Genomic DNA, 20,065 nt, shown 5'->3' with positions numbered 1-20,065 from the left:
GGCGGCCGCCGCAAAGCAAGAGCAGTGCTCTCGCTTCCGAGCGCTGCTCTCATTTGCAAGCGCTGCTCTCGTCTGCGAGTGCCGATCTGGGGTGCGTGCACTGCTCTCGTACGTGTGTGCTGCTCTTGTCTGTGTGCACCGCTCTTGTCTGTGTGCGCCGCTCTCCCATCACTGGCACACTGCCCCGCATGACCACCGCACACGGCGCCCGGGCCCGGGCCAGGATCGAAGTCACCGCGGCCATCAAGGACGAGGCCCGCAGACAGCTCGCGGCGGAGGGCGCCGCCCGGCTCTCCCTGCGGGCCGTGGCCCGCGAGCTGGGCATGGTGTCCTCCGCGCTGTACCGCTACTTCCCGAGCCGTGACGACCTGCTGACCGCCCTCATCATCGACGCCTACGACTCCCTCGGCGGGAGCGCGGAGGCGGCCCACGCGGAGGCGGCCGGCGCCGGCCCCGCCCAGCGGTGGACCGCCGTGTGCGAGGCGGTGCGGGAGTGGGCGCTCGCGCACCCGCACGAGTACGCGCTCATCTACGGCTCGCCCGTCCCCGGCTACACCGCACCCCAGGCCACCGTCCCGGCGGCCTCCCGCGTCGGCCTGTTGCTCATCGGCATCGCCCGTGACGCCTACCGGGGGCTCGGCCTGGCCCGTCCCACCCTCCCCGGCGAGCTGCGCCCGGAGGCCGAGCGCATGGCCGCCGACCTCGCCCCGGACCTGCCGCCGGAGACCGTGACGGCCCTCGTCGCGGCCTGGGCCCAGTTGTTCGGGCTCGTGGGCTTCGAGGTGTTCGGCCAGTTCAACCGGCTGGTGGAGGACCGGGCGGCGTTCTTCCGGCACGCGGCGGGGCAACTCGCCCAGGGGGTGGGACTGGTGTACCCGCAGCGGGGTCCGGCCGCGTAACGACCGTCCCTGTGGGGCCCGGCACCCGGTCGGCCCTGTACTTCCCGGGGAGTACCCGTGATCACCCCGCGCGGGGGACGCCGCCCCCGACAGCGGCGTCTAGCGTGGCCGGTATGGACGAGCAGCGTGCGCGGGGCGGTCCGCCGCGGTGGTGGTGGCACGGGCCTCCCCGATGGGACCGTCCGGATCGGTGGGGCCGGTGGGGCCGGTGGGGCCGGTGGGACCACTGGGCCGACGGGGAGCGTCCGCCCCGGTGGCCCTGGCGGTCCACCGCCGCTGTCCTCGCCTTCGTGCTGGCCGGTTCCGCCTTCGCGGCGCACGGGCAGGAGGGCGAGCGGGCCGCCCTGGACCCCTTCGCGCGGGTGCTGCTGGTGGTGGCCGCTGGCCTGTTGCTGTGGCGGAAGCGGTATCCGGTCGCCGTGGTGTTCGGTACGGCCGGCGCCGTCATGGTCTACCTCGGGGCCGGGTATCCCTACGGGCCGGTGCTGCTCACCGTCGCGCTGGCCTGCTTCAGCGCCATCGTCGCCGGGCACCGCCGGGCGGCCTGGGCGGCGATGGGGACGCTGTGGGCCGGGCACGTGCTCGTGGCGCACTGGCTGTACCAGTGGCTGCCGCCGTCGGGGGACTCCCCGGCTCCGTGGAGCGCGGAGCTCGTCGTCGCCACGTGGGTGGTCGCGATCACGGCGGTGGCGGAGCTGTTCCGGGTGCGGCGCGAGCAGTGGGCGCGTGAACGGGCCGAGCGCGCCGAGGCCGCGCGACGGCGGGCCGACGAGGAGCGGCTGCGGATCGCCCGGGAGCTGCACGACGTGCTGGCCCACAGCATCTCCGTCATCAACGTGCAGGCGGGCGTCGGGCTCGCGCTGCTGGACAGCGACCCGGAGCAGGCCCGTTCGGCGCTCACCACGATCAAGGCCAAGAGCAAGGAGGCGCTCGGCGAGGTGCGGCAGGTGCTGGACACCCTGCGCGCGCCCGGTGCCGCGCCGCGCACTCCCGCCCCCGGCCTCGACCGGCTGCCCGAGCTGGTGGAGCAGGCGGCGAGCGCGGGGCTGACCGTCACCGTCGAAGGGCGGCCGCCGGACCTCGCGCCCGGCACCGACCTCGCCGCGTTCCGCATCCTCCAGGAGGCCCTGACGAACGTCGTACGGCACTCCGGTTCCCGCCACGCGCGCGTGCACCTCGCGCACGACGCGGACGTGCTGCGCCTGCGCGTGGACGACGACGGGCCCTCGACCGGCGCCGAGGCCGGCGGCAGCGGCAACGGGCTGGCCGGCATGCGCGAGCGGGCCGCCGCGCTGGGCGGCACCATCGCGGCGGGACCCCGCCCGGACGGCGGGTTCCGGGTGCTCGCGGTACTGCCGCTCAAGGCGTCCACCGGACCCCGGCCCGCCCCCGGGACCACGTCAGGAGGGCGACGGTGATCCGCGTCGCCCCGGGACCACGTCAGGAGGGCGACGGTGATCCGCGTCGCCCCGGGACCACGTCAGGAGGACGACGGTGATCCGCGTCGCCCCCGGAGCCACGTCATGAGGGCGACGGTGATCCGCGTCGCCCCCGGGAGCACTCAGGAGGGCGACGGTGATCCGCGTCGCCCCCGGAACCACGTCAGGAGGAGCACAGTGATCCGCGTACTGCTCGCCGACGACCAGTCACTGGTCAGGGCCGGGTTCCGGGCGCTGCTCGACGCGCAGCCGGACATCGAGGTCGCCGCGGAGGCGGCCGACGGCGAGGAGGCCGTACGGCGGATCCGCGAACTGCGCCCGGACGTCGTCCTGATGGACATCCGCATGCCCGGGCTCGACGGTCTGGCCGCGACCCGGCGGGTCACCGGGGACCCGGCCCTGCCGGGCGTGAAGGTCGTCATGCTGACCACCTTCGAACTGGACGAGTACGTCTTCGAGGCGATCCGCTCGGGCGCCTCCGGCTTCCTGGTCAAGGACACCGAGCCGGACGAACTCCTGCGTGCGGTCAGGGCGGTGGTCGCGGGCGACGCGCTGCTCTCGCCGGGGGTGACGCGCCGGCTGATCGCCGAGTTCGCGGCCCGCTCCAAGGAACCCGCGGCGGCCGGCGCCCTGGACTGGCTGACCGAGCGGGAGCGGGAGGTGATGGCCCTGGTCGGGATCGGTCTGTCCAACGAGGAGATCGCCCGCCGCCTGGTGGTCAGTCCGCTCACCGCGAAGACCCACGTCAGCCGCACCATGGTGAAGCTCGGCGCGCGCGACCGGGCCCAACTGGTCGTGCTGGCCTACGAGTCGGGGTTGGTGCGGCCGGGCTGGCTGGGCTGACCCGCCGCCCGGAAGGGCAGCAGCACACTGGCGACCCGGGCGACGAACAGCACGGGCGCCAGCACCAGCCCGGCGCGCACCAGCAGCAGCTCCGCCGTGTCGGGGAGGTCGAACAGGAGCGCGGGCCCGGCCACGGCCCCGAAGACGACCGCCGCGGCGAAGGCGGCACTGCACAGCGCGTATCCGATCTCGACGGTGATCGCATCGCGCTCGGCCTGCGTGCGCCGTCCCCCATGAGCGGTCATACGGGCGAGTCAAACAGGCGTGTGCCCGGCGGGCAAGGCAGCCCGCCGGGCACACGGGGAGGCGGTCCCCCGCAGGGCCTGGCCGATCGACCGGCCCTAGTCGCGCACGGCGACGCGCTCCGCCTCCTTCGGGGTGGACACGGCGACCACGACGGACGGCCGCTCGCGGCGGGTCCGCAGGCCGGTGAGGGTGATCAGCAGGCCGGCGAGGGCGATGAGTGTGACGACCACCAGGCCGGGCCGGTAGCTGTCGAGTACGGCCTGCGGGGAGGCGCCTTCGCCCGCGGGGGAGTTCGCCGTCACCACCGCCGTGACCGCGGCCAGGAAGATCGCGCCGCCCACCTGCACCGAGGTGTTGAGCAGTCCGGAGACCATGCCCTGCTCGTGGTCGTCGACGCCGTTGGTGGCCTGGATGTTGAGCGAGGGGAAGACCAGGGCGCAGGCCGCGCCGATCAGCAGCATGCTCGGCAGGATCACAGCGGCGTACACCGGGTCGAGGTCGACGCGCAGGAACAGCGCGTATCCGACGACCATGAGCGCGAAGCCGGCCGCGATCAGCCGCGGGGTGCCGAACCGGTCCACGATCGCGCCCACCTTCGTCGAGGACGCCGCCACCAGTGCGCCAGCGGGCAGGAAGGCGAGCGCGGTGTGCAGCGCCGACCAGCCCAGCAGGGACTGCATGTAGAGCGTCGCGAGGAACTGGAAGCCCACGTAGGAGCCGAAGAAGGTCATCGCGCCGAGCTGGGCGCGGATCTGGCTGCCGGAGCGCAGCACGCCGAGCCGGATCAGCGGACCGGGCGAGCGCCTTTCGACCAGGACGAACGCGGTCAGCAGCGCGGCCACGGCGAGGAAGGACAGCAGGGTGCGGGCCGAAGCCCAGCCGGCCTCCGGTGCCTGGACGACGGTGAAGACCAGCAGCAGCATCGACGCGGTGCCGAGGACGGCGCCGGGGATGTCGTAGCCGTTGTGGTCCTTCTCCCGTTCGCTGCGCGGCAGCAGCTTCAGGCCGGCGACGAGCGCGATCAGCGCGATGGGCGCGGGCAGCAGCATCGTCAGACGCCAACTGGCCTCGGTGAGCAGGCCGGACAGGACCAGGCCCATGGAGAAGCCGGTGGCCGCGCAGGTGGTGTAGATGGCCAGCGCCCGGTTGCGCAGCGGGCCCTCGGGGAACGTCGTGGTGATGATGGACAGGCCGGCGGGGGCCGTGAAGGCCGCGCTCAGGCCCTTGATGAAGCGGCTGGCGATGACCAGCGGGCCGGAGTCGACGAGACCGCCGAGCAGCGAGGCCAGCGCGAAGACGCCCAGGGCCACCAGGAAGACCTGGCGCCGGCCCAGCAGGTCGGCGGTGCGTCCGCCGAGGAGCAGCAGACCGCCGTAGCCGAGGATGTAGCCGCTGACGATCCATTGCAGCGCGGAGGTCGACAGGCCGAGGTCGGCGCCGATGGACGGCAGCGCGACGCCGACCATCGACACGTCCAGGGCGTCCAGGAACATCGCGGCGCAGAGCACCAGCAGGGTGCCCCACAGCCGGGGGGTCCAACGCCCGTCGGACGTCGGGGTGGTGAGCGGAGAGGTCATGCCCGAGACATTACATGCGCATGCATGGAATGCAAATGCATTTAATTCAGGTGCAACAAATCGGGTCTTCTGTTACGGTGCCGCGCATGGCGGTGAAGCAGGCCGAACAGGCGCTCGTCGAACGGTGGCGCGACATCCTGGCGCTGCACGCGCGCACCCAGTGCGAACTGGACCGCGCGCTGCACGGCCACGGCCTGTGCGCCAGTGACTTCGAGGTGCTGGACGTCCTCGCCCGCCGCCGGACGCCGAAGGGCGGGCCGGCCTACCGCGTGCAGGAGATCGCCGAGCGGGTGCACCTGAGCCAGAGCGCGCTCTCGCGGCTGATCGCCCGGCTGGCGAAGGAAGGGCTCGTCGAGCGCTGCATGTGCCCCGAGGACCGGCGGGGCGTCCGGGTCTCCCTCACGGCCGAGGGGCGCGCGCTGCACGGCGAGGTACTGCCGGTGCAGCGCGCGGTACTGGCGCGGATGCTCGCGGACGGCTGAGCCCGAAACGGCTGACTCCGGACGGCTGAGCCCAGACGCTTGAACCCCGATGGCGGGGCGGACCGGCCGGGCCCGGCCGGGCGCGGCACCGGACAGCCGGGCCGGTCAGATCGCCGACGTCTCCCGCCACAGTTCGGCGAGCGCCGGGTCGCCCGTGACCGACGGCAGGGGAGCGCGGTTCCACAGGGCCAGGTACAACTGGGCGGCCGGGCCGGACAGTTCGCACTCTGCCTCCCCGGACGCGCCCCGCTCGGTCACGGGCGGCTCGGGGGACAGCCGTACGGTCCACACCGCGTCGGTGTCGTCCGTGCGCACGCGCAGCACGCGCGGCTCCGGAGTGCGCACCCGGCTGCGGGTCCGGGCGTGGAAGCCGCGCAGCAGCTCGTCGATGCCGTCGGTCGCGAACCGCGGGGTGACGGCGGTCGGTTCGCCGCCACGGGCCGACTCCGCGTCGAAGCGGTGCACGGCCGTCTCGTGCGCCTGCCGTCGGGTCCAGAAGGCCAGCGGGGACGGCGCGGGCAGGAAGGCCCAGCAGTCCAGGTCGGACGGGGCGCCGGCCAGGGCGTCGACGAGGAGGCGGTGGCTGTCGCGGTACCAGGCGATCAGCTCCGCCCCGTCGAGGCCGGCGGGTTCGGTCAGGGGGCGGCGCTCGGTGTGCCGCTCGATGAGGTACGAAGCGGCCCAGCGATGCACCGCCCCCGTGTGCCGCAGCAGATCGCGCACCTGCCACCGCGGGCAGGCCGGCACCTTGGCGTCCGTCCCGGCCTGTTCGGCGGCCGAGGCCAGCAGTGTGCCCTCGGCCCGAAGCGCTTGCAGCAACTCGGCGGTCTCCATGGCGCCGAGTCTGCCGTACGGGGCGCGTGCCCCGCGCCGGGTTTTACGGCAGCGGGGTGCCGCCCGTGGCGTTGACGATCTCGGCCGTGATGTACGAGGCCTCCTGCGAGGCCAGGAACACGTACGCCGGTGCCATCTCGGCGGGCTGCGCGGGCCGTCCGATGGGCGCCTGCTTGCCGAAGGACTGCGTGTCCGGCAGCGTCGCCGGGATCAGCGGCGTCCACACCGGGCCCGGCGCCACGGCGTTGACGCGCACGCCCCGGTCGATCACCATCTGCGCGAGGCCCTGGGTGAACGTGACGATGGCGCCCTTGGTCATCGCGTAGTCCAGCAGGTGCGGACTGGGCTTGTAAGCCTGCACCGACGTGGAGTTGATGATGCTGCCGCCCTCCGGGATGTGCGGCAGGGCCATCTTGCACAGCCAGAACATGCCGTAGAGGTTCGTGCGCAGCACGCGGTCGAACTGCTCGGTGGAGATCGCCTCGATGCCGTCGGGCTGCGACATCTGGTAGGCCGCGTTGTTCACCAGGATGTCGATCCGGCCGAACTCCTCCACGGCGCGGCCGATCAGCGCCCGGCAGTTGTCCTCCTCGCGGATGTCGCAGGCGACGGGCACGGCACGCCGTCCGGCCTCCTGGACCAGCCGGGCGGTCTCGGCGGCGTCGTCCTTCTCGTCGTCGAGGTGGGTGAAGAGCACGTCGGCACCCTCGCGGGCGAACGCCAGGGCGACCGCGCGGCCGATCCCGGAGTCCCCGCCGGTGATCACTGCCTTGCGGCCGTCGAGCCGGCCGCTGCCGCGGTACGACTCCTCACCGTGGTCCGGGGGCGGGTCCATGGGGCCCGTCCAGCCCGGGTGCGGCTGGTCCTGGGAGGGAAACTCCGGGGTCGGGTGCTGCTCGCCGGGGTGCTGCTGTTCGGTCACGGGTCTTCCTCCTGGTGATGACGTACGGCCCGGTGATCACATCGGGCGTGGCCACGGGTACCCAGGATCGCGACGGTGCCGATCTCCTTGCGGGAGGAAGTCCGAGCCGGGCCGCCGTTCACCCGGACGGCGGTACGCGGGTCATCCGCCGGCCCGGCCTGCGGGCCGGGCCACCAGCGCCCCGACCACCGCCGCCACCGCGGCCAGCAGCGCCACGCTGGTCAGCGCGGCGGGCAGCGTGAACCAGTCCGCCATGAAGCCGATCGCGGGCGGGCCGAGCAGCATGCCCCCGTAGCCCAGCGTGGAGGCCGTGGCCACGCCGCTCGGCCCGGCCAGGGCGCCGGCCCGCTCGACGGCCACCGGGAAGAGGTTCGCGAGGCCGAGGCCCGTGACCGCGTAGCCGAGCAGGGCCGCCCACAGGGACGGCGCGAGGGAGCCGAGGAGCATGCCGGCCGCCGCGGTGGTGCCGCCGGCGACGACGGTCCGGGTCCGCCCCAGGCGTTCCAGCAGGGTGGTGCCGGTCAGCCGGCCCACCGTCATGGCGAGCGCGAAGCAGGAGTAGCCGGCGGCCGCGGCACCGGCGGAGGCGTCCAGGTCCTGTTCCAGGTGCAGGGCGCCCCAGTCGGCCAGCGCCCCCTCGCCGTACGCGGTGCATCCGGCGATCAGCCCGAAGACGAGCACCAGGACCCGCGTGCGGCCGTCCAGGCGGCGCGGGGCGGTGTCCCCCGGGCGCTCCCGCTCCGGGGGCGCCGGCGGTTCGTGCCGCAGCAGCGTGGGGCCCGCCGCCGCGGTCACCACCAGCCCGACGGCCGTGAGCAGCAGCAGGTGGCGGGTGGGGGAGAGGGATCCCGCGACCAGCCCGCCCAGCCCCGCGCCGATCATGCCGCCCAGGCTGAACGCGGCGTGGAAGCTCGGCATGATCGGCCGTCGCAGCGCGGCGACGAGTTCGACGGCGGCGCTGTTGAAGGCGACGTTGATCCCGCCGTACGCGGCGCCGAACAGCAGCAGGACGAGACCGAGCGCGAGGGCCGAACGGGTGAGCGGGGGCAGGGCGACGCTGAGCGAGAGCAGGACCGCGCAGACGACGGTGACCCGGTGGTTGCCGTAGCGGCGGCACAGCCGCCCGGTGAGGGTCATGGTGACGACGGCGCCCGCGGAGACGCCCAGCAGGGCGAGCCCGAGGGCGCTGGCGGAGGCGTTCGTCTGTTCCTTGATCGCCGGGATCCGGACGACCCAGCCGGCGAAGACGAAGCCGTCCAGGGCGAAGAAGACGGTGAGGACGGCTCGGAGTCGGGTGAGGGAGTCGCCGTTGCCCGGCACGGCACTGTGCGTTCGGGATTTGTTTATTTGCGGCACAAAGTCAGGCTAGGTGGGTGCGGGCCCGGGGACAAGGTGCGAGGCTTGGACGGTACGCATCCGCCGAAGGAGCTCCGGAGGGCACGATGGGACGTGACGTGCCGGCCCTCGTGTTCACACGAGAGGACCGCCGCCGGTACCGGGAGAAGATGCACACCGACCTCGAGGTGCTGGCGCAGATGCTGCGCGAGTCCGGCTTCGAGAGCGAGCGTCCCCGGGTCGGGCTGGAGATCGAGCTCAACCTCGTGGACGACCACGGCCTGCCGGCGATGCGGAACACCGACGTGCTGCAGGCCATCGCCGACCCGGCCTGGTCCAGCGAGCTGGGCCGCTTCAACCTGGAGATCAACATCCCGCCCCGGGAGCTGACGACCGGCGGACCGGGCGACTGGGAGCAGGCGATCCGCGACGCCCTCAACCACGCCGAGGACCGCGCCTCCGCCGTCGGCGCCCACCTGATCATGGTGGGCATCCTGCCGACGCTGGGGGAGTCGGACGTGAGCGGAGCCGCCCTCTCCGGGGACCCCCGCTACCGGCTGCTCAACGAGCAGATCTTCGCGGCGCGCGGCGAAGACCTGCGGATCACGGTCGACGGCGTGGAGCGCCTGTCGACGTACGCCGACACCATCACGCCCGAGGCGGCCTGCACCAGCACCCAGTTCCACCTCCAGGTCGCCCCCCGGGAGTTCCCGCAGTACTGGAACGCCGCCCAGGCCATCGCGGGCGTGCAGATCGCCCTCGCGGCGAACTCGCCCTTCCTGTTCGGCAAGGAGCTGTGGCGCGAGACCCGCATCCCCCTGTTCGAGCAGGCCACCGACACCCGGCCCGAGGAGATCAAGGCCCAGGGTGTGCGGCCCCGGGTGTGGTTCGGGGAGCGCTGGATCACCAGCGTCTTCGACCTCTTCGAGGAGAACGTCCGCTACTTCCCGGCCCTGCTGCCGCTGTGCGAGGACGAGGACCCGCAGCGGGAGCTCGACAGCGGCCGGGTCCCGCAGCTGGGCGAACTCACCCTCCACAACGGCACGATCTACCGCTGGAACCGCCCCATCTACGCGGTCACCGACAGCGGCCCGCACCTGCGCATCGAGAACCGGGTCCTGCCCGCCGGGCCCACGGTGGCCGACATCATCGCCAACGGCGCCTTCTACTACGGCCTGACCCGCGCCCTGGTCGACGAGGACCGGCCGGTGTGGACACGGATGTCCTTCTCGGTCGCCGAGGAGAACCTGCACACCGCCGCCCGCGACGGCATCGACGCCCGCCTGTACTGGCCCGGCGTGGGCGAAGTGCCCGTCACGGAACTGGTGTTGCGCCGCCTGCTGCCCCTGGCCCACCGGGGCCTGGAGCTGGCCGGCATGGACGCCGAGTGGCGCGAACCGCTGCTGGGCATCATCGAGCAGCGCTGCGTCACCGCCCGCAACGGCGCGCTGTGGCAGGCGGAGACGGTGCACCACCTGGAGAAAGCCGGCCTCTCCGACCGGCGTGAGGCCCTGCGGCAGATGACCAGGACGTACATGGACTACATGCACATGAACGCGCCCGCGCACACCTGGCCGGTGGACTGACGGAGTCACACGGAGCCGACCGCGGACCGGCCCCGCCAGTCGGCGGCCGCCGTCAGCGGCACGGGCGCTGGCACCGCCGCCGACGTCGTCAGCTCCACGCGCCGCCCCTGCGCCGCGGAACGGAGCAGGGCGGTCATCGTCTCCAGGACGTGCAGGGCGACCTCGCCGTTCGCCCGCCGCCCGTCGCAGGACAGGAAGTCCAGCAGGCCGATGCCACGTGCCCCGTCCTGGTAACCGGCCGTCACGGGCAGGGCGCGCCACCGGGTGTCGCCCAGGGCGTGGAGCCGCACCTCGCCGTCGAAGCGGTTCGGGTCGGGCACCGAGAGGCTGCCCTTCTCGCCGTGCACCTCGATCGGGGCGGCCGTGGTGGCGACCCCGTCGAAGCTCGTCGTCAAGGTCGTCAGCGTCCCGTTCACATGCTCCAGGACACCCGAGACATGGCTGTCCACCTCCACCGGTATCCGCTCGCCCGCGCGCGGGCCGGAACCGATGACCCGCTCCGTACGCAGCCGGCCGGCCGCGCCGGTCACGGCACGCACCGGGCCCAGCAGATGGATGAGGGACGTGAGGTAGTACGGGCCCATGTCCAGCAGCGGGCCGCCGCCGGCCGTGTAGTAGAAGTCCGGGTGGGGGTGCCAGCGTTCGTGGCCCGGGGTGACCATCACGGCCGAGGCGGACAGGGGGCGGCCGATGGTGCCCGCCTCCACGGCCGCGCGGGCCGTCTGCACTCCCGTCCCCAGCACGGTGTCCGGCGCACACCCCACCCGGACACCGGCGCCCGCGGCGGCCGCCAGCACGGCCCGGGCCTCCTCCAGGCCCGCCGCCAGGGGCTTCTCCCCGTAGACGTGCTTGCCGTGGGCGATCGCCCCGAGGGCGATCCCGGCGTGGGCCGCCGGTGTGGTGAGGTTCAGGACCGTGTCGACGTCCGGGCTGCCCAGCAACTCCTCTACGGTCAGCGCCCGGGCGTCCGGCAGCGCGGCGGCCGCAGCCGCCGACCGGGCGGCGTCGAGGTCGGCGACCGCGGTGACGCGTACGGCGGGATGGCCGGCGAGCGTGTCCAGATAGGCCCCCGAGATGACCCCGAGCCCTACGACGCCGACGCGGTGCGCGTCGCCCACAGCATGCCCCTTTCGATGATGGTGCGGACCTGGGGGTGCTCCAGCACGTCGAGGCTGTGCCCGGGGGTCGTCACCACGATCCGCCCGGCGCCCCAGTGGCGCGTCCAGACCGCAGGCGAGGTGACCGGCCGGTGCCAGGGCTCCCACGCCCGGACCGGGTGCGTGGTGGTCGCCAGGACGTCGACGAGGTCGTCGTGCAGCACCCAGTACTGCTCGGTGTGCAGTTCGAAGTCCTCGACGCCCGCCGTGACCGGGTGCGCCCGGCCGGCCTCGGTGACGGCGATGGTGTGCGGCAGGAAGTTGTCCGCCGCCTCGCCCCGCCGCTCGCACGGTTCCCTGCCGGGGTGCGTGGCGAACTGACCGCCCACCAGGTGCAGATACTCGGCCGACGCACGGAAGGAGTCGGCGATACCGCCGTGCCAGCCGGTGAAGCCGGTGCCGGCGACGACCGCCGAGCTCAGTCCCGCCAGCTCCTCGGGCGTGATCTGAGACATCGTCACGCACTGCACCACGAGGTCGGTGCGGGCCATCTCGGCGGTGTCGGCGTAGACGTCGGTCGACTCCTCGACCCGGACGGCGTATCCGTTGTCCCGGAGGAAGGGCAGGAACAGCTCCGTCGCCTTGACCGGCTCGTGGCCTTCCCAACCGCCTCGGACAACCAGCGCTCTCTTCTGCGTCATCGTGATCTCACTATGCGCACGGCGCCCGCCTTTCGAAAAGAGGGCAGAGTGTTACGAAAGTTTCGCGGGTACGGCCTGCGCGGAGACCGCCCAACAGGCCGCCGTGAAACGGACGTCCGGCCCCTGCACGAAGGGCTCGAACGCGGGACGGACCGCGTCGACGATGCGCGCGCGGGTCGCCTCGTCCGCCCCGGGCAGCACCAGGCCGAGGGGACCGAGCCGGGTGAAGTAGCGGACGAGTTCCTTCTCGGGCAGCGTGCAGACCGCGTCGACCGGCCTGAGATCGATCCCGGCCCATCCGCTCTCCGCGAGGATCCGGTGGACCCGCTCCGGATCCGCGAAGGAGAACTGCCCCGGCTGGTCGGGCCGGCGCGGTGGAAGGTCCGGCACGAAGGGGGCCGCGGCGCGCTCCGCCGTCGTCATGAACGGGTTCTCCTCGGGACCGCGCCACACCACGAGCCGCAGCGCCCCACCGTCCTTGACGGCACCGCGCAGGTTCGTGAACGCCCGCACCGGATCGGCGAAGAACATGACACCGAAGCGCGAGACGACGGCGTCGAAACCGGCCGGTTCGAACGCGTACTCCTGGGCGTCGCCCCGGACGAAGGACGCCGGCACGCCCTCCCGTTCCGCGTATGCGCGGGCGGCGCCGATCATCGGCTCGGACAGGTCGATGCCGACGCAGTGACCGGCCCGTCGGGCGACGGCCCGCGTGACAGCACCCGTACCGCACCCGACATCCAGCACGCTGCCCGCGTGCTGAGTGGCCACGGCCTCGACGAGCAGTTCCTCGAAAGGCCGGAACATGCCGTCCAGCACCTCGTGGAGGTCCACCCAGGCGTGTCCGGCGGGCCCGTTCCAGCGGGCCGACTGGTCGTCGTCGCTCCTGCGCGGGGCGTTCATCGTCGTCTCTCCTCCTGCTTGCCTTCGTCCGGTGGGGATGACAGCGTTCTACTTCAAGCCGACTTGAGGTCAAGGGAATGACGGAGCTGGACATCGCCGAAGTGGCGCAGCGCGCCGGGCTGCCCGCCTCGACCCTGCGCTTCTACGAGGAGAAGGGGCTGATCGCCTCGACCGGCCGGCGGGGCCTGCGCCGCCAGTACGACCCCGGCGTGCTGGAGCGGCTGGCGCTGATCGCGCTGGGCCGCACGGCCGGCTTCTCGCTCGACGAGATCGCCCGCATGTTCGCCCCCGACGGCCGGCCGCGCATCGACCGGCGGATGCTCACGGACAAGGCCGACGAGCTGGACCGCAGGATCCGCGAACTGGGCGCGCTGCGCGACTCCCTGCGGCACGCCGCCGCGTGCCCGGCGCCCAGCCACCTGGAATGCCCCACCTTCCGCCGCCTCCTGGCCGAGGCGACGGCGCCCGGACGGCGCGTGCCAGGCCGCTGACCGACTCCGGACCGACTGCTGACCGAACCCAGACCGACTGCGGGCCGGCTGCGGGCCGGCCGCGGACCGGTAAAAACGTTCCACGTTATACTTGTGCCGCCCGGAAGGCCACCGTCGTGCCTGGTCGCACGGCCGCAACAGCGAGGGGGTGGACGCCATTCCGGCTCGCCCCGCCCGCATCCAGGACGTCGCTGCCGCCGCAGGCGTCTCGGTGTCCACGGTGTCCAACGTGCTCAACCGGCCCGAGCGCGTCAACGCGCGCACCGCCGAGCGCGTCCGCGTCGCCGTCGCCGAACTCGACTACGTCCCGCACCCCGCAGCCGCCGGACTGCGCACCGGACGGACCGGCGCGATCGGGCTGGTGCTGCCCGACGTCACCAACTCCTTCTACGCGCGCATCGCCCGCGGCGCGGCGGACGCCGCCTACGACCACGGCCATGCGCTCGTGCTGTGCCACAGCGGCGACGACCCCGAGCGCGAGCAGGGCTACTTCGGCATGCTCGCCGGGCAACGGGCCGTCGGCGTGGTCGTCGTGCCGCTCGGCGCCGACCCGGGCCGGCTGGCCCGGCTGCGCGAACGGGGCATCCCGCTGGTCCTCGCCGACCGCGCCATGCCCGACCGGGACGGCTGCTCGGCCTCCGTCGACGACATCGCCGGCGGCCGCATCGCCGTACAGCACCTCCTCGACAGCGGGGCACGGGACATCCTCGTCGTCAACGGCGAGCGCGGCATCCGTCAGTGCGCCGACCGCTACCAGGGCGCCCGGCAGGCCGTGCGCAGTCGGCGCGAGGCCCGGCTGGACCAGGTCGTCGCCGAGCGGATGACCGTCGCGTACGGCACGGACATCGCCCGCGGCCTGAAGGACCTGCCCGACGGAGTCTTCTGCACCAACGACTTCCTCGCCGCCGGCCTGTGCCGGGGGCTGGCCGAACGGGGCGTGCGCGTCCCGGAGGACGTCCAGGTCGTCGGCTACGGCGACCTCGACATCGCCGACTTCGGCGCGACGACCCTGACGACGGTCCGGCAGCCGGTCGAGGACCTCGGCCGGGCGGCCGTGGAGATGCTGCTCGACGAGATCGAGGCTCGCGCCGACCACGTCCACGAGACCCGCGTGTTCGCCCCGGGCCTGGTCCTGCGCGACTCGACCCGCCCGCCCGGCGACCGGCCCTAAGACGGGATCCGCAGCGTCACGGGCCCGAACAGACCCGTCGCCCGCTGGGAGTCGAAGGCCCACTGCGTCGGGGTGGCCTCGGCGAGATACGGCGCCAGCGTCCCCCGCACGGTCACCTCCAGCCGTACGGTCCGCCCCGCCGCCCCGCGCAGCGGGAACCGGTACGGCGCGCAGAACGCCTCCCCGGCGAACTCCCCGTCCAGTGCCACCTCCACGCTGCCCCGCACCCGCCCCAGGTCGAGCACCGGATCGGCCCCCGGAGGCACCCGGACCTCCCGCGCATAGGTCACGCCTCCGCTCCAACCGCCCAGCCCCAGCTCCTGCCAGTCGCCCAGCGGCAGTGGCGCCGGCACGGTCCGCACCCGCACCGGTCCCAGCCAGGCGGAGCCGCCGCGCCGGAACGCCGTGGGCTCCGTGACGACCTGGACCCGGGTCGGCGCGGCCAGTGGCTGATCCAGCGTCAGGAGGTCGCCCTCCAAGGGGATTTCCGGCCCGTCCCCGACCCGGACGCGCGCGGGCAGCGCCGACGGCAGCCGAAGCGACACCGTTCCCGGGGGCACGGTGAACCGGAAGCGCTGGGGCGAGGCCCGGACGTCGTCCGTGGCCCGGCACGGCCACACGGCCCCGCCGAGCACGGGCCGGCCCGTCAGCCAGGAGGTGTCCGGCAGCGGGTGCGGCCGTTCCGCTGCGTGGCAGTGCCGCAACTCGCCGCGCCTGCGCTCGTCCTCGACGGTCCGGCCCCGCCACTCACCCGTCACGGCCTCCCAGCCGGCGCCGCTGACCAGGGCCGCCACGTCGGCGCCCGTCCCCGCCACCAGGTCGACGAACACCGCGTCCCCGGAGCCGGCGACGACCTCCAGCATGTGCTCGCCCGCTCCGAGTACCGGCGCGTGCCGGAAGTACATCGGCACGGCGCCCCAGTCCGCCTCGTAGTACTCCACCTTCTCCTGCCGGGCCACCACATCGCCGTCGAGCAGCACGGTGACCGCCGACGCGGCCCCCACGACCAGCACCGCCGAGGCGTCGCCGGCCGGGGTCCGCAGCCGTGCTCGGTAGGTCACCGGGCCGTCCGGCCGCACTCCGTCGGGCAGGCGCATGAACCGCGGCCGGGACCCGAGCCCGCCCGGCTCGGACAGGCAGAAGAAGCTGCCGAGCGGCGTGCCGCCGGTGGCGGAGATCGTCGTCGGCCGGTCCTCGGCGTCGGACAGTTCGTACTCCAGAACGTTGCGTCCGCGCACCACGGTCGCCGGCGCGGAGGCCACGTACCCGCGTTCCCGCCGCACCAGCGGCTCGCCGTTCCACCACACCCGCTTGACCGCCTCCGCGCCCACGTGCAGCTCGGCGCGACCCCGCCGCTCGGTCTCCACGATCGCCCGGACCCGGGCGGCCGCCCCGCCGGCCGGCACGGGAACCCGGACGAACTCCTCGTTCACCAGCCCCTTGGTGCCCAGCAGCCCGCCCTGGTCCGGCAGGCCGCGGCTGGACGAGTACACCGCGAGGTCCCAGCCCGACTCCGGCGGCACGAGCGGACGTTCACCCGCCAGGACCTCTTCCGCGCCCGTGGCGTCCAGCGGCTCGGGGGCCTCGGCGGCCGGGACCGGGGGCAGGACCCGGACGCGGTTGCCGTAGGTGGCCCGGGCCGGTTCCCACCGCTCGGTCAGGCCCGTGCCCTCGGTCCACTCCATGGTCCAGATCTGCGGTTCGTCCACGGGCGAGCCCGGGGGCAGGGCGAAGTCGCCCCAGGTGTTGTCCAGGGTGGGGACCAGCCGGCCCTGCCAGCCGGACGAGAGGCCGACGACCCGCGCGCCCGGCCGGCTCTCGTCCGGCCGGCTCTGGTCTGGCCTGCTGTCGTCCGGTCGGTCTTCGCCGGGTCGGTTTTGGCCCGGCCGGTCTTCGCCCGGTCGGTCCCGTTGGTCCTTGCCGGGCCGGTCCTCGTCCGGCCGGGCCTCGCGCCAGACGACCAGTACCGCGGGCGCGCCCTCCAGCGGCACCTCGACCTCCGAGACGGTGCCGTCGCCGGAGACCGTCACGCGCGCCGGGCGGCGGGAGCCGTTCGCCGGGTTCCACACCTCGGCCTCGGCGATCCGCGCCCGCACGGTCACCGTCGACGTGTGGGCGGCGGCCGGGACGGCGCCGGGCCGCAGCGGGTGCGGGCCGATCTCCGGGAAGGCCGCCGTCACCAGCGCCACCCCCTCGCCGTCCCGCCGCCTGACGAGCAGCGGCACCTCACCCGTCGCGTATCCGGCCAGGCCGGCCAGCACGGCCGCCGCGGCCTCCGGGTCGGGCACGCGCTCCAGTCGTGGGTGGGCGGTCAGGGACGCCACGGCGGAGTCGTCGCCGCAGCGTCCCGCCGCCGTCGCGGGCGGCCGCCCGACGGCCACCACCCGGCCGCCCGCGTCGAGCAGTTCGGCCAGCCGGCGCGCCGTCCCCTCCTCCAGCACGCTCGCCGACGGCAGCAGCACCGCGCGGTACGCCAGGTCCCTGATCCGCAGGGCGCCATCGGCGGCCCCGGCGCGCTGCACCGAGTCGTCGTCGATCACGTCGAACGAGATCCTGTGCCGGTCGAGGGAACCGGCGTGCGGGGCCAGCCAGTTGTTCGTGCCGCACAGGTCCAGGTAGTGCCGCTGTGTCTCGTCGGCGGCGGCGTGGCCCGCGCCCAGCCGGCCGTCGCCGAAGTGCCGCACGGGCGCGTCCAGCGGCAGCAGCGCCTGCATGGTGGCGGTGGGGTGCAGCACGGCCACGTCGGCCGCGTAGCCGCCCCACGACATGATCGAGCAGATCCGCGCCACGGCCCGGGCGAACGCCGGGTACTGCTTCCAGTACGGCTGGCGCCAGTCGGTGGACGGCGGCGCCCACTCGAACCAGCCGCCCGCGGTGCCGAAGTAACTGGCGTGCGGGTTGTACAAGTTGGCGCCGCTGCGCAGGAACGGCAGCAGCCAGGCGTAGGTCTCCTCCAGGGTGCCGCCCCAGCCGGAGGAGTGGAACGCCTCGATCCACACCCGCTCGTGGCCGTAGAGGTGCGCCATGGAGGAGTGCACCTTGGCGTCGCCGTGGTGGTCGCTGCCCGCCGCGCCGTACCAGCGGTGGGTGCGGAAGTAGTCCGTGTAGATCTGCGTGGCCTGGGCCGGGTGGCCGGCGCGGGCCGGGTGGCTCTGGTCGCTGCCCAGCAGCAGGCCCCGCTCCCGGTGCCACGCGGCGAGCGGCCGGAACAGCGCCTCCTCGGTGAGCTCCGCCCGGACGGCGTAGTAGTCGGCGCGGACCTTCCCCTCCGCCACCCCGGCGTCCGTGCCGAACAAGGCCGGCAGATGGTCGAGCAGGTCGTAACCGCGCCGCGTGCGGAACTCCTCGGCGAAGCGGTGGCTCCAGGCGTTCGTGCCGGGCAGCTCGTCCTGGAAGCTGCCGGCGACGACCGTGCCCAGGTGCTCGGGCACACGGCGGTCGTACTCGTGGTGGACCGCGTCCATCAACAGGCCGACGGCATGCGGGTCCAGGTAGTCGAACGCGGTGGGGACGGCCGTGACCAGCCGCACCTCCGTTCCGTCGAAGGCCCCCACCGCCCCGTTCGCGTCGAGGTCCAGGCGCCGGCCTCGCGCACCGTAGGCGGCCAGGGGCGTCTCGGCCTCCCGCAGGCCGACCCCGCCCCGGACGACCCGTGCCACACGGCAGCGCAGCGCGAGCCCGGCCGCCTCCGGGTGACGCCGCGTCACCTGCCCCTGCACATTGGCGCCCGAGAAGCCGATCTGGTCGTAGAACCACAGCCGCGTGCCCAGTTCGGCGGCGATCTCGCAGGCGTCGGTGAAGCGCGCCCACCACTCCTCGCCGAACCAGACGGGGTCGTCGGCCCGGGCGCCGAAGGCCGGACCGGCCGGGGCCAGGTTGATCACCACGAGGTTGTGCACGCCGCCCCGCGCGAACGCCCTCAGCTGCCAGGCGAGTCGGTCGCGGGTGACCTTCGCGCCCGACCACCACCACAGGGGGGTGGGGCCGAACGCCCGGGGCGGGTCGTCGAACAGCTGCCGGAGCGTGGGGGAGAGCACGGAGACGGTCCTTCCCCTGAAACGTTTTCCGTCCGTTCTCGGTCCGTTGTCGATCCGTCCTCACCGTAGGCGAGCTGCGGAAGTCACGCCAGAGCGCGGAGGCGGGAGGGCGGGTGCGGCGTCATCCCACGCATCCGTGCGCGACACCTTGTTGCAACGTTTTTACCGCCCTATATTCGCTGCGACCAGGCCCCCGCAACCGCGCTGTCACCAGACGACGGAGTCGCATCATGGCCGGTACCCGCCCCATCCCGAAACCGCTCTGGAAGGCCGCCGCCCTGTCGGGCATGGCCTCCTACCTCGACGCCGGGCTGATCGTGAGCATCTCCGTCAACCTGGCCATCTACCGCGACCATTACGACATGGGCGTCTGGACGGCCGGGGCGGTCAGCGCGCTGGTCACCGGCTGCATCGCCGTCGGATCCCTCGTCGGGGGACGGCTGGCCGACCTGTTCGGCCGCCGCCGCGTCTACAACTGGGACATCTTCTGCTTCGCGCTCGGCGCCATCGTCATCACGCTGGCACCGGACGACGTCACCCTGCTCGTCGGCGTGTTCGTCGCCGGGCTCGCGGCGGGCGCCGACCTGCCGACCTCCCTGGCGGTGGTCTCGGACGCCGCGCCGTCCTGGGCCCGGGGCAGGCTCGTGGCGTTCACCCAGGTCATGTGGATGCTGGGCATCACCGTCGCCGTCTTCCTCGGCTTCGTGCTGTCCACCACCGGGATGACCGGCGCCCGGCTCATCACCGGACAACTGGCCGTCGCCGCGCTCGTCACCTGGGCCCTGCGGTCCCGGCTGAAACTGCCGGGCGCGCACGGCCCGGACGCCGCGGAGCCGCGGGACGCCCCGCAGGGCATCTCGCTGCGGAACGTGTGGACCCGCGCCGCCCTGCTGCCGATGACCGCGACGTTCGTCTTCTACGTCACGTGGGGCCTCGGCGCCAACACCTTCGGCCAGTTCGGCACCTACCTCCTCGTCACCGTGAGCGACGCCTCCCAGAGCCTGGCCACCGGCGTCAACCTGGCCTTCATCCCCATCGGCGTGTTGCTGACCCTCGCCTTCGTCCGGGTCGCCGACACCCCCTGGCGCGACCGGCTCTTCCACGTGGCCGCGGTCGTGCAGATCCTGGCCTTCGTCATCGCCTCCCTCACCGCGGGCGCCCTCGCCGGCATGCTCGTGTTCTTCGTGCTCTACCAGCTCTCCAACCCCTTCGCCGGCGAGGCCAACTACAAGGTGTGGTCGCAGCTCACCCTGCCCGCCGACACCCGCGGCACCACCCAGGGCCTCACCTACGCCCTGTCCCGCGGGGTGTTCGCCATCGCCGCGTTCTTCACGCCCGCCCTCGCCGACCAGAGCCCGGCCGTCCTGCTCTGGACGATCACCGCCTGTATGACGGCCGCGGCGTTCGCGGGCGTGTTCATCATCCGCGTCCTGGTCCCGCGTGCCCCCGGCGCGGTGCCCGGCAGAGCGGACCTGCGCGTCCCGAGCCCCTGAGCCGCAGCA

General features: G+C 73.7%; 17 protein-coding genes. 8 read left to right on the top strand and 9 right to left on the bottom strand.

Features of this window, described 5'->3' with window-relative positions:
* Positions 1-188 precede the first annotated feature (188 nt).
* The 3 genes from CHR28_RS04280 to CHR28_RS04270 all read left to right on the top strand — a co-directional run bounded on the left by CHR28_RS04280 (position 189) and on the right by CHR28_RS04270 (position 3,181).
* Positions 189-899, top strand: a complete 711-nt coding sequence (locus CHR28_RS04280) for a TetR/AcrR family transcriptional regulator (protein WP_094052070.1) — start codon at positions 189-191, stop codon at positions 897-899.
* Between the two features lie 113 nt (positions 900-1,012).
* Positions 1,013-2,317, top strand: a complete 1,305-nt coding sequence (locus tag CHR28_RS04275; RefSeq protein WP_094052069.1) for a sensor histidine kinase — start codon at positions 1,013-1,015, stop codon at positions 2,315-2,317.
* Between the two features lie 198 nt (positions 2,318-2,515).
* Positions 2,516-3,181, top strand: a complete 666-nt coding sequence (locus CHR28_RS04270) for a response regulator transcription factor (protein ID WP_094052068.1) — start codon at positions 2,516-2,518, stop codon at positions 3,179-3,181.
* Here CHR28_RS04270 and CHR28_RS04265 read toward each other — a convergent pair.
* Together CHR28_RS04265 and CHR28_RS04260 are read right to left on the bottom strand one after the other, a co-directional pair.
* Entirely contained in the window at positions 3,142-3,426 is a 285-nt protein-coding gene (locus CHR28_RS04265) for a DUF6332 family protein (protein WP_094052067.1), read from the bottom strand. The genes CHR28_RS04270 and CHR28_RS04265 overlap by 40 nt on opposite strands.
* A 96-nt stretch (positions 3,427-3,522) precedes the next feature.
* Positions 3,523-5,004, bottom strand: a complete 1,482-nt coding sequence (locus tag CHR28_RS04260) for an MFS transporter (protein ID WP_094052066.1) — start codon at positions 5,002-5,004, stop codon at positions 3,523-3,525.
* A gap of 86 nt (positions 5,005-5,090) precedes the next feature.
* Between CHR28_RS04260 and CHR28_RS04255 the strand changes: the two genes are divergently transcribed.
* Positions 5,091-5,486 carry a MarR family winged helix-turn-helix transcriptional regulator gene (locus CHR28_RS04255; protein ID WP_094052065.1) on the top strand — a complete coding sequence of 132 codons (396 nt, stop codon included), beginning with the start codon at positions 5,091-5,093 and terminating at the stop codon, positions 5,484-5,486.
* 105 nt (positions 5,487-5,591) lie between these two features.
* On the opposite strand, the gene CHR28_RS04250 is transcribed toward CHR28_RS04255, so the two are convergent.
* The 3 genes from CHR28_RS04250 to CHR28_RS04240 all read right to left on the bottom strand — a co-directional run bounded on the left by CHR28_RS04250 (position 5,592) and on the right by CHR28_RS04240 (position 8,562).
* Complete coding sequence (locus CHR28_RS04250; RefSeq protein ID WP_094052064.1) at positions 5,592-6,320, bottom strand: maleylpyruvate isomerase family mycothiol-dependent enzyme; 729 nt, start codon at positions 6,318-6,320, stop codon at positions 5,592-5,594.
* Positions 6,321-6,363: 43 nt separating this feature from the next.
* Positions 6,364-7,242 carry an SDR family oxidoreductase gene (locus tag CHR28_RS04245; protein ID WP_094052063.1) on the bottom strand — a complete coding sequence of 293 codons (879 nt, stop codon included), beginning with the start codon at positions 7,240-7,242 and terminating at the stop codon, positions 6,364-6,366.
* Between the two features lie 141 nt (positions 7,243-7,383).
* Positions 7,384-8,562 carry an MFS transporter gene (locus tag CHR28_RS04240; RefSeq protein ID WP_094052062.1) on the bottom strand — a complete coding sequence of 393 codons (1,179 nt, stop codon included), beginning with the start codon at positions 8,560-8,562 and terminating at the stop codon, positions 7,384-7,386.
* A 122-nt stretch (positions 8,563-8,684) separates the two neighbouring features.
* Between CHR28_RS04240 and CHR28_RS04235 the strand changes: the two genes are divergently transcribed.
* On the top strand, positions 8,685-10,163 hold the full coding sequence (locus CHR28_RS04235) for a glutamate--cysteine ligase (RefSeq protein ID WP_094052061.1): 1,479 nt from the start codon (positions 8,685-8,687) through the stop codon (positions 10,161-10,163).
* A gap of 5 nt (positions 10,164-10,168) precedes the next feature.
* On the opposite strand, the gene CHR28_RS04230 is transcribed toward CHR28_RS04235, so the two are convergent.
* Genes CHR28_RS04230 through CHR28_RS04220 form a run of 3 tightly spaced genes read right to left on the bottom strand, consistent with a single transcriptional unit; the run spans position 10,169 to position 12,864 of the window.
* Complete coding sequence (locus CHR28_RS04230) at positions 10,169-11,281, bottom strand: Gfo/Idh/MocA family protein (RefSeq protein WP_094052060.1); 1,113 nt, start codon at positions 11,279-11,281, stop codon at positions 10,169-10,171.
* Positions 11,251-11,961 (bottom strand): ThuA domain-containing protein, encoded by a 711-nt coding sequence (locus tag CHR28_RS04225; RefSeq protein WP_094052059.1) that lies wholly within the window; start codon positions 11,959-11,961, stop codon positions 11,251-11,253. Before CHR28_RS04225 ends, CHR28_RS04230 begins: the two co-directional genes overlap by 31 nt.
* Positions 11,962-12,012: 51 nt before the next feature.
* The gene (locus tag CHR28_RS04220; protein WP_094052058.1) at positions 12,013-12,864 is read right to left on the bottom strand and encodes a class I SAM-dependent methyltransferase; all 852 of its coding nucleotides are present in this window, start codon (positions 12,862-12,864) and stop codon (positions 12,013-12,015) included.
* 77 nt (positions 12,865-12,941) lie between these two features.
* On the opposite strand from CHR28_RS04220, the gene CHR28_RS04215 reads away from it, so the two are divergent.
* The gene (locus CHR28_RS04215) at positions 12,942-13,355 is read left to right on the top strand and encodes a helix-turn-helix domain-containing protein (RefSeq protein ID WP_094052057.1); all 414 of its coding nucleotides are present in this window, start codon (positions 12,942-12,944) and stop codon (positions 13,353-13,355) included.
* A gap of 148 nt (positions 13,356-13,503) precedes the next feature.
* Positions 13,504-14,526, top strand: a complete 1,023-nt coding sequence (locus tag CHR28_RS04210) for a LacI family DNA-binding transcriptional regulator (protein ID WP_094052056.1) — start codon at positions 13,504-13,506, stop codon at positions 14,524-14,526.
* On the opposite strand, the gene CHR28_RS04205 is transcribed toward CHR28_RS04210, so the two are convergent.
* A complete protein-coding gene (locus tag CHR28_RS04205) occupies positions 14,523-18,563 on the bottom strand; it encodes a glycosyl hydrolase (RefSeq protein ID WP_094052055.1) in 4,041 nt (1,346 codons plus the stop codon). The genes CHR28_RS04210 and CHR28_RS04205 overlap by 4 nt on opposite strands.
* Positions 18,564-18,793: 230 nt before the next feature.
* On the opposite strand from CHR28_RS04205, the gene CHR28_RS04200 reads away from it, so the two are divergent.
* Complete coding sequence (locus tag CHR28_RS04200; protein ID WP_094052054.1) at positions 18,794-20,056, top strand: MFS transporter; 1,263 nt, start codon at positions 18,794-18,796, stop codon at positions 20,054-20,056.
* Positions 20,057-20,065 lie beyond the last annotated feature (9 nt).

Origin of the sequence: Streptomyces sp. XY006 (genome assembly GCF_002237655.1) — a bacterium.
GTDB lineage: Bacteria > Actinomycetota > Actinomycetes > Streptomycetales > Streptomycetaceae > Streptomyces > Streptomyces levis.
This window is presented reverse-complemented; position numbering and strand designations above follow the sequence as displayed.

Coding starts and splice junctions, on each gene's coding strand:
- CHR28_RS04280 (WP_094052070.1), top strand. CDS start 189: ATGACCACCGCACACGGCGCCCGGGCCCGGGCCAGGATCGAAGTCACC.
- CHR28_RS04275 (WP_094052069.1), top strand. CDS start 1,013: ATGGACGAGCAGCGTGCGCGGGGCGGTCCGCCGCGGTGGTGGTGGCAC.
- CHR28_RS04265 (WP_094052067.1), bottom strand. CDS start 3,426: ATGACCGCTCATGGGGGACGGCGCACGCAGGCCGAGCGCGATGCGATC.
- CHR28_RS04260 (WP_094052066.1), bottom strand. CDS start 5,004: ATGACCTCTCCGCTCACCACCCCGACGTCCGACGGGCGTTGGACCCCC.
- CHR28_RS04255 (WP_094052065.1), top strand. CDS start 5,091: ATGGCGGTGAAGCAGGCCGAACAGGCGCTCGTCGAACGGTGGCGCGAC.
- CHR28_RS04250 (WP_094052064.1), bottom strand. CDS start 6,320: ATGGAGACCGCCGAGTTGCTGCAAGCGCTTCGGGCCGAGGGCACACTG.
- CHR28_RS04235 (WP_094052061.1), top strand. CDS start 8,685: ATGGGACGTGACGTGCCGGCCCTCGTGTTCACACGAGAGGACCGCCGC.
- CHR28_RS04225 (WP_094052059.1), bottom strand. CDS start 11,961: ATGACGCAGAAGAGAGCGCTGGTTGTCCGAGGCGGTTGGGAAGGCCAC.
- CHR28_RS04220 (WP_094052058.1), bottom strand. CDS start 12,864: ATGAACGCCCCGCGCAGGAGCGACGACGACCAGTCGGCCCGCTGGAAC.
- CHR28_RS04215 (WP_094052057.1), top strand. CDS start 12,942: ATGACGGAGCTGGACATCGCCGAAGTGGCGCAGCGCGCCGGGCTGCCC.
- CHR28_RS04200 (WP_094052054.1), top strand. CDS start 18,794: ATGGCCGGTACCCGCCCCATCCCGAAACCGCTCTGGAAGGCCGCCGCC.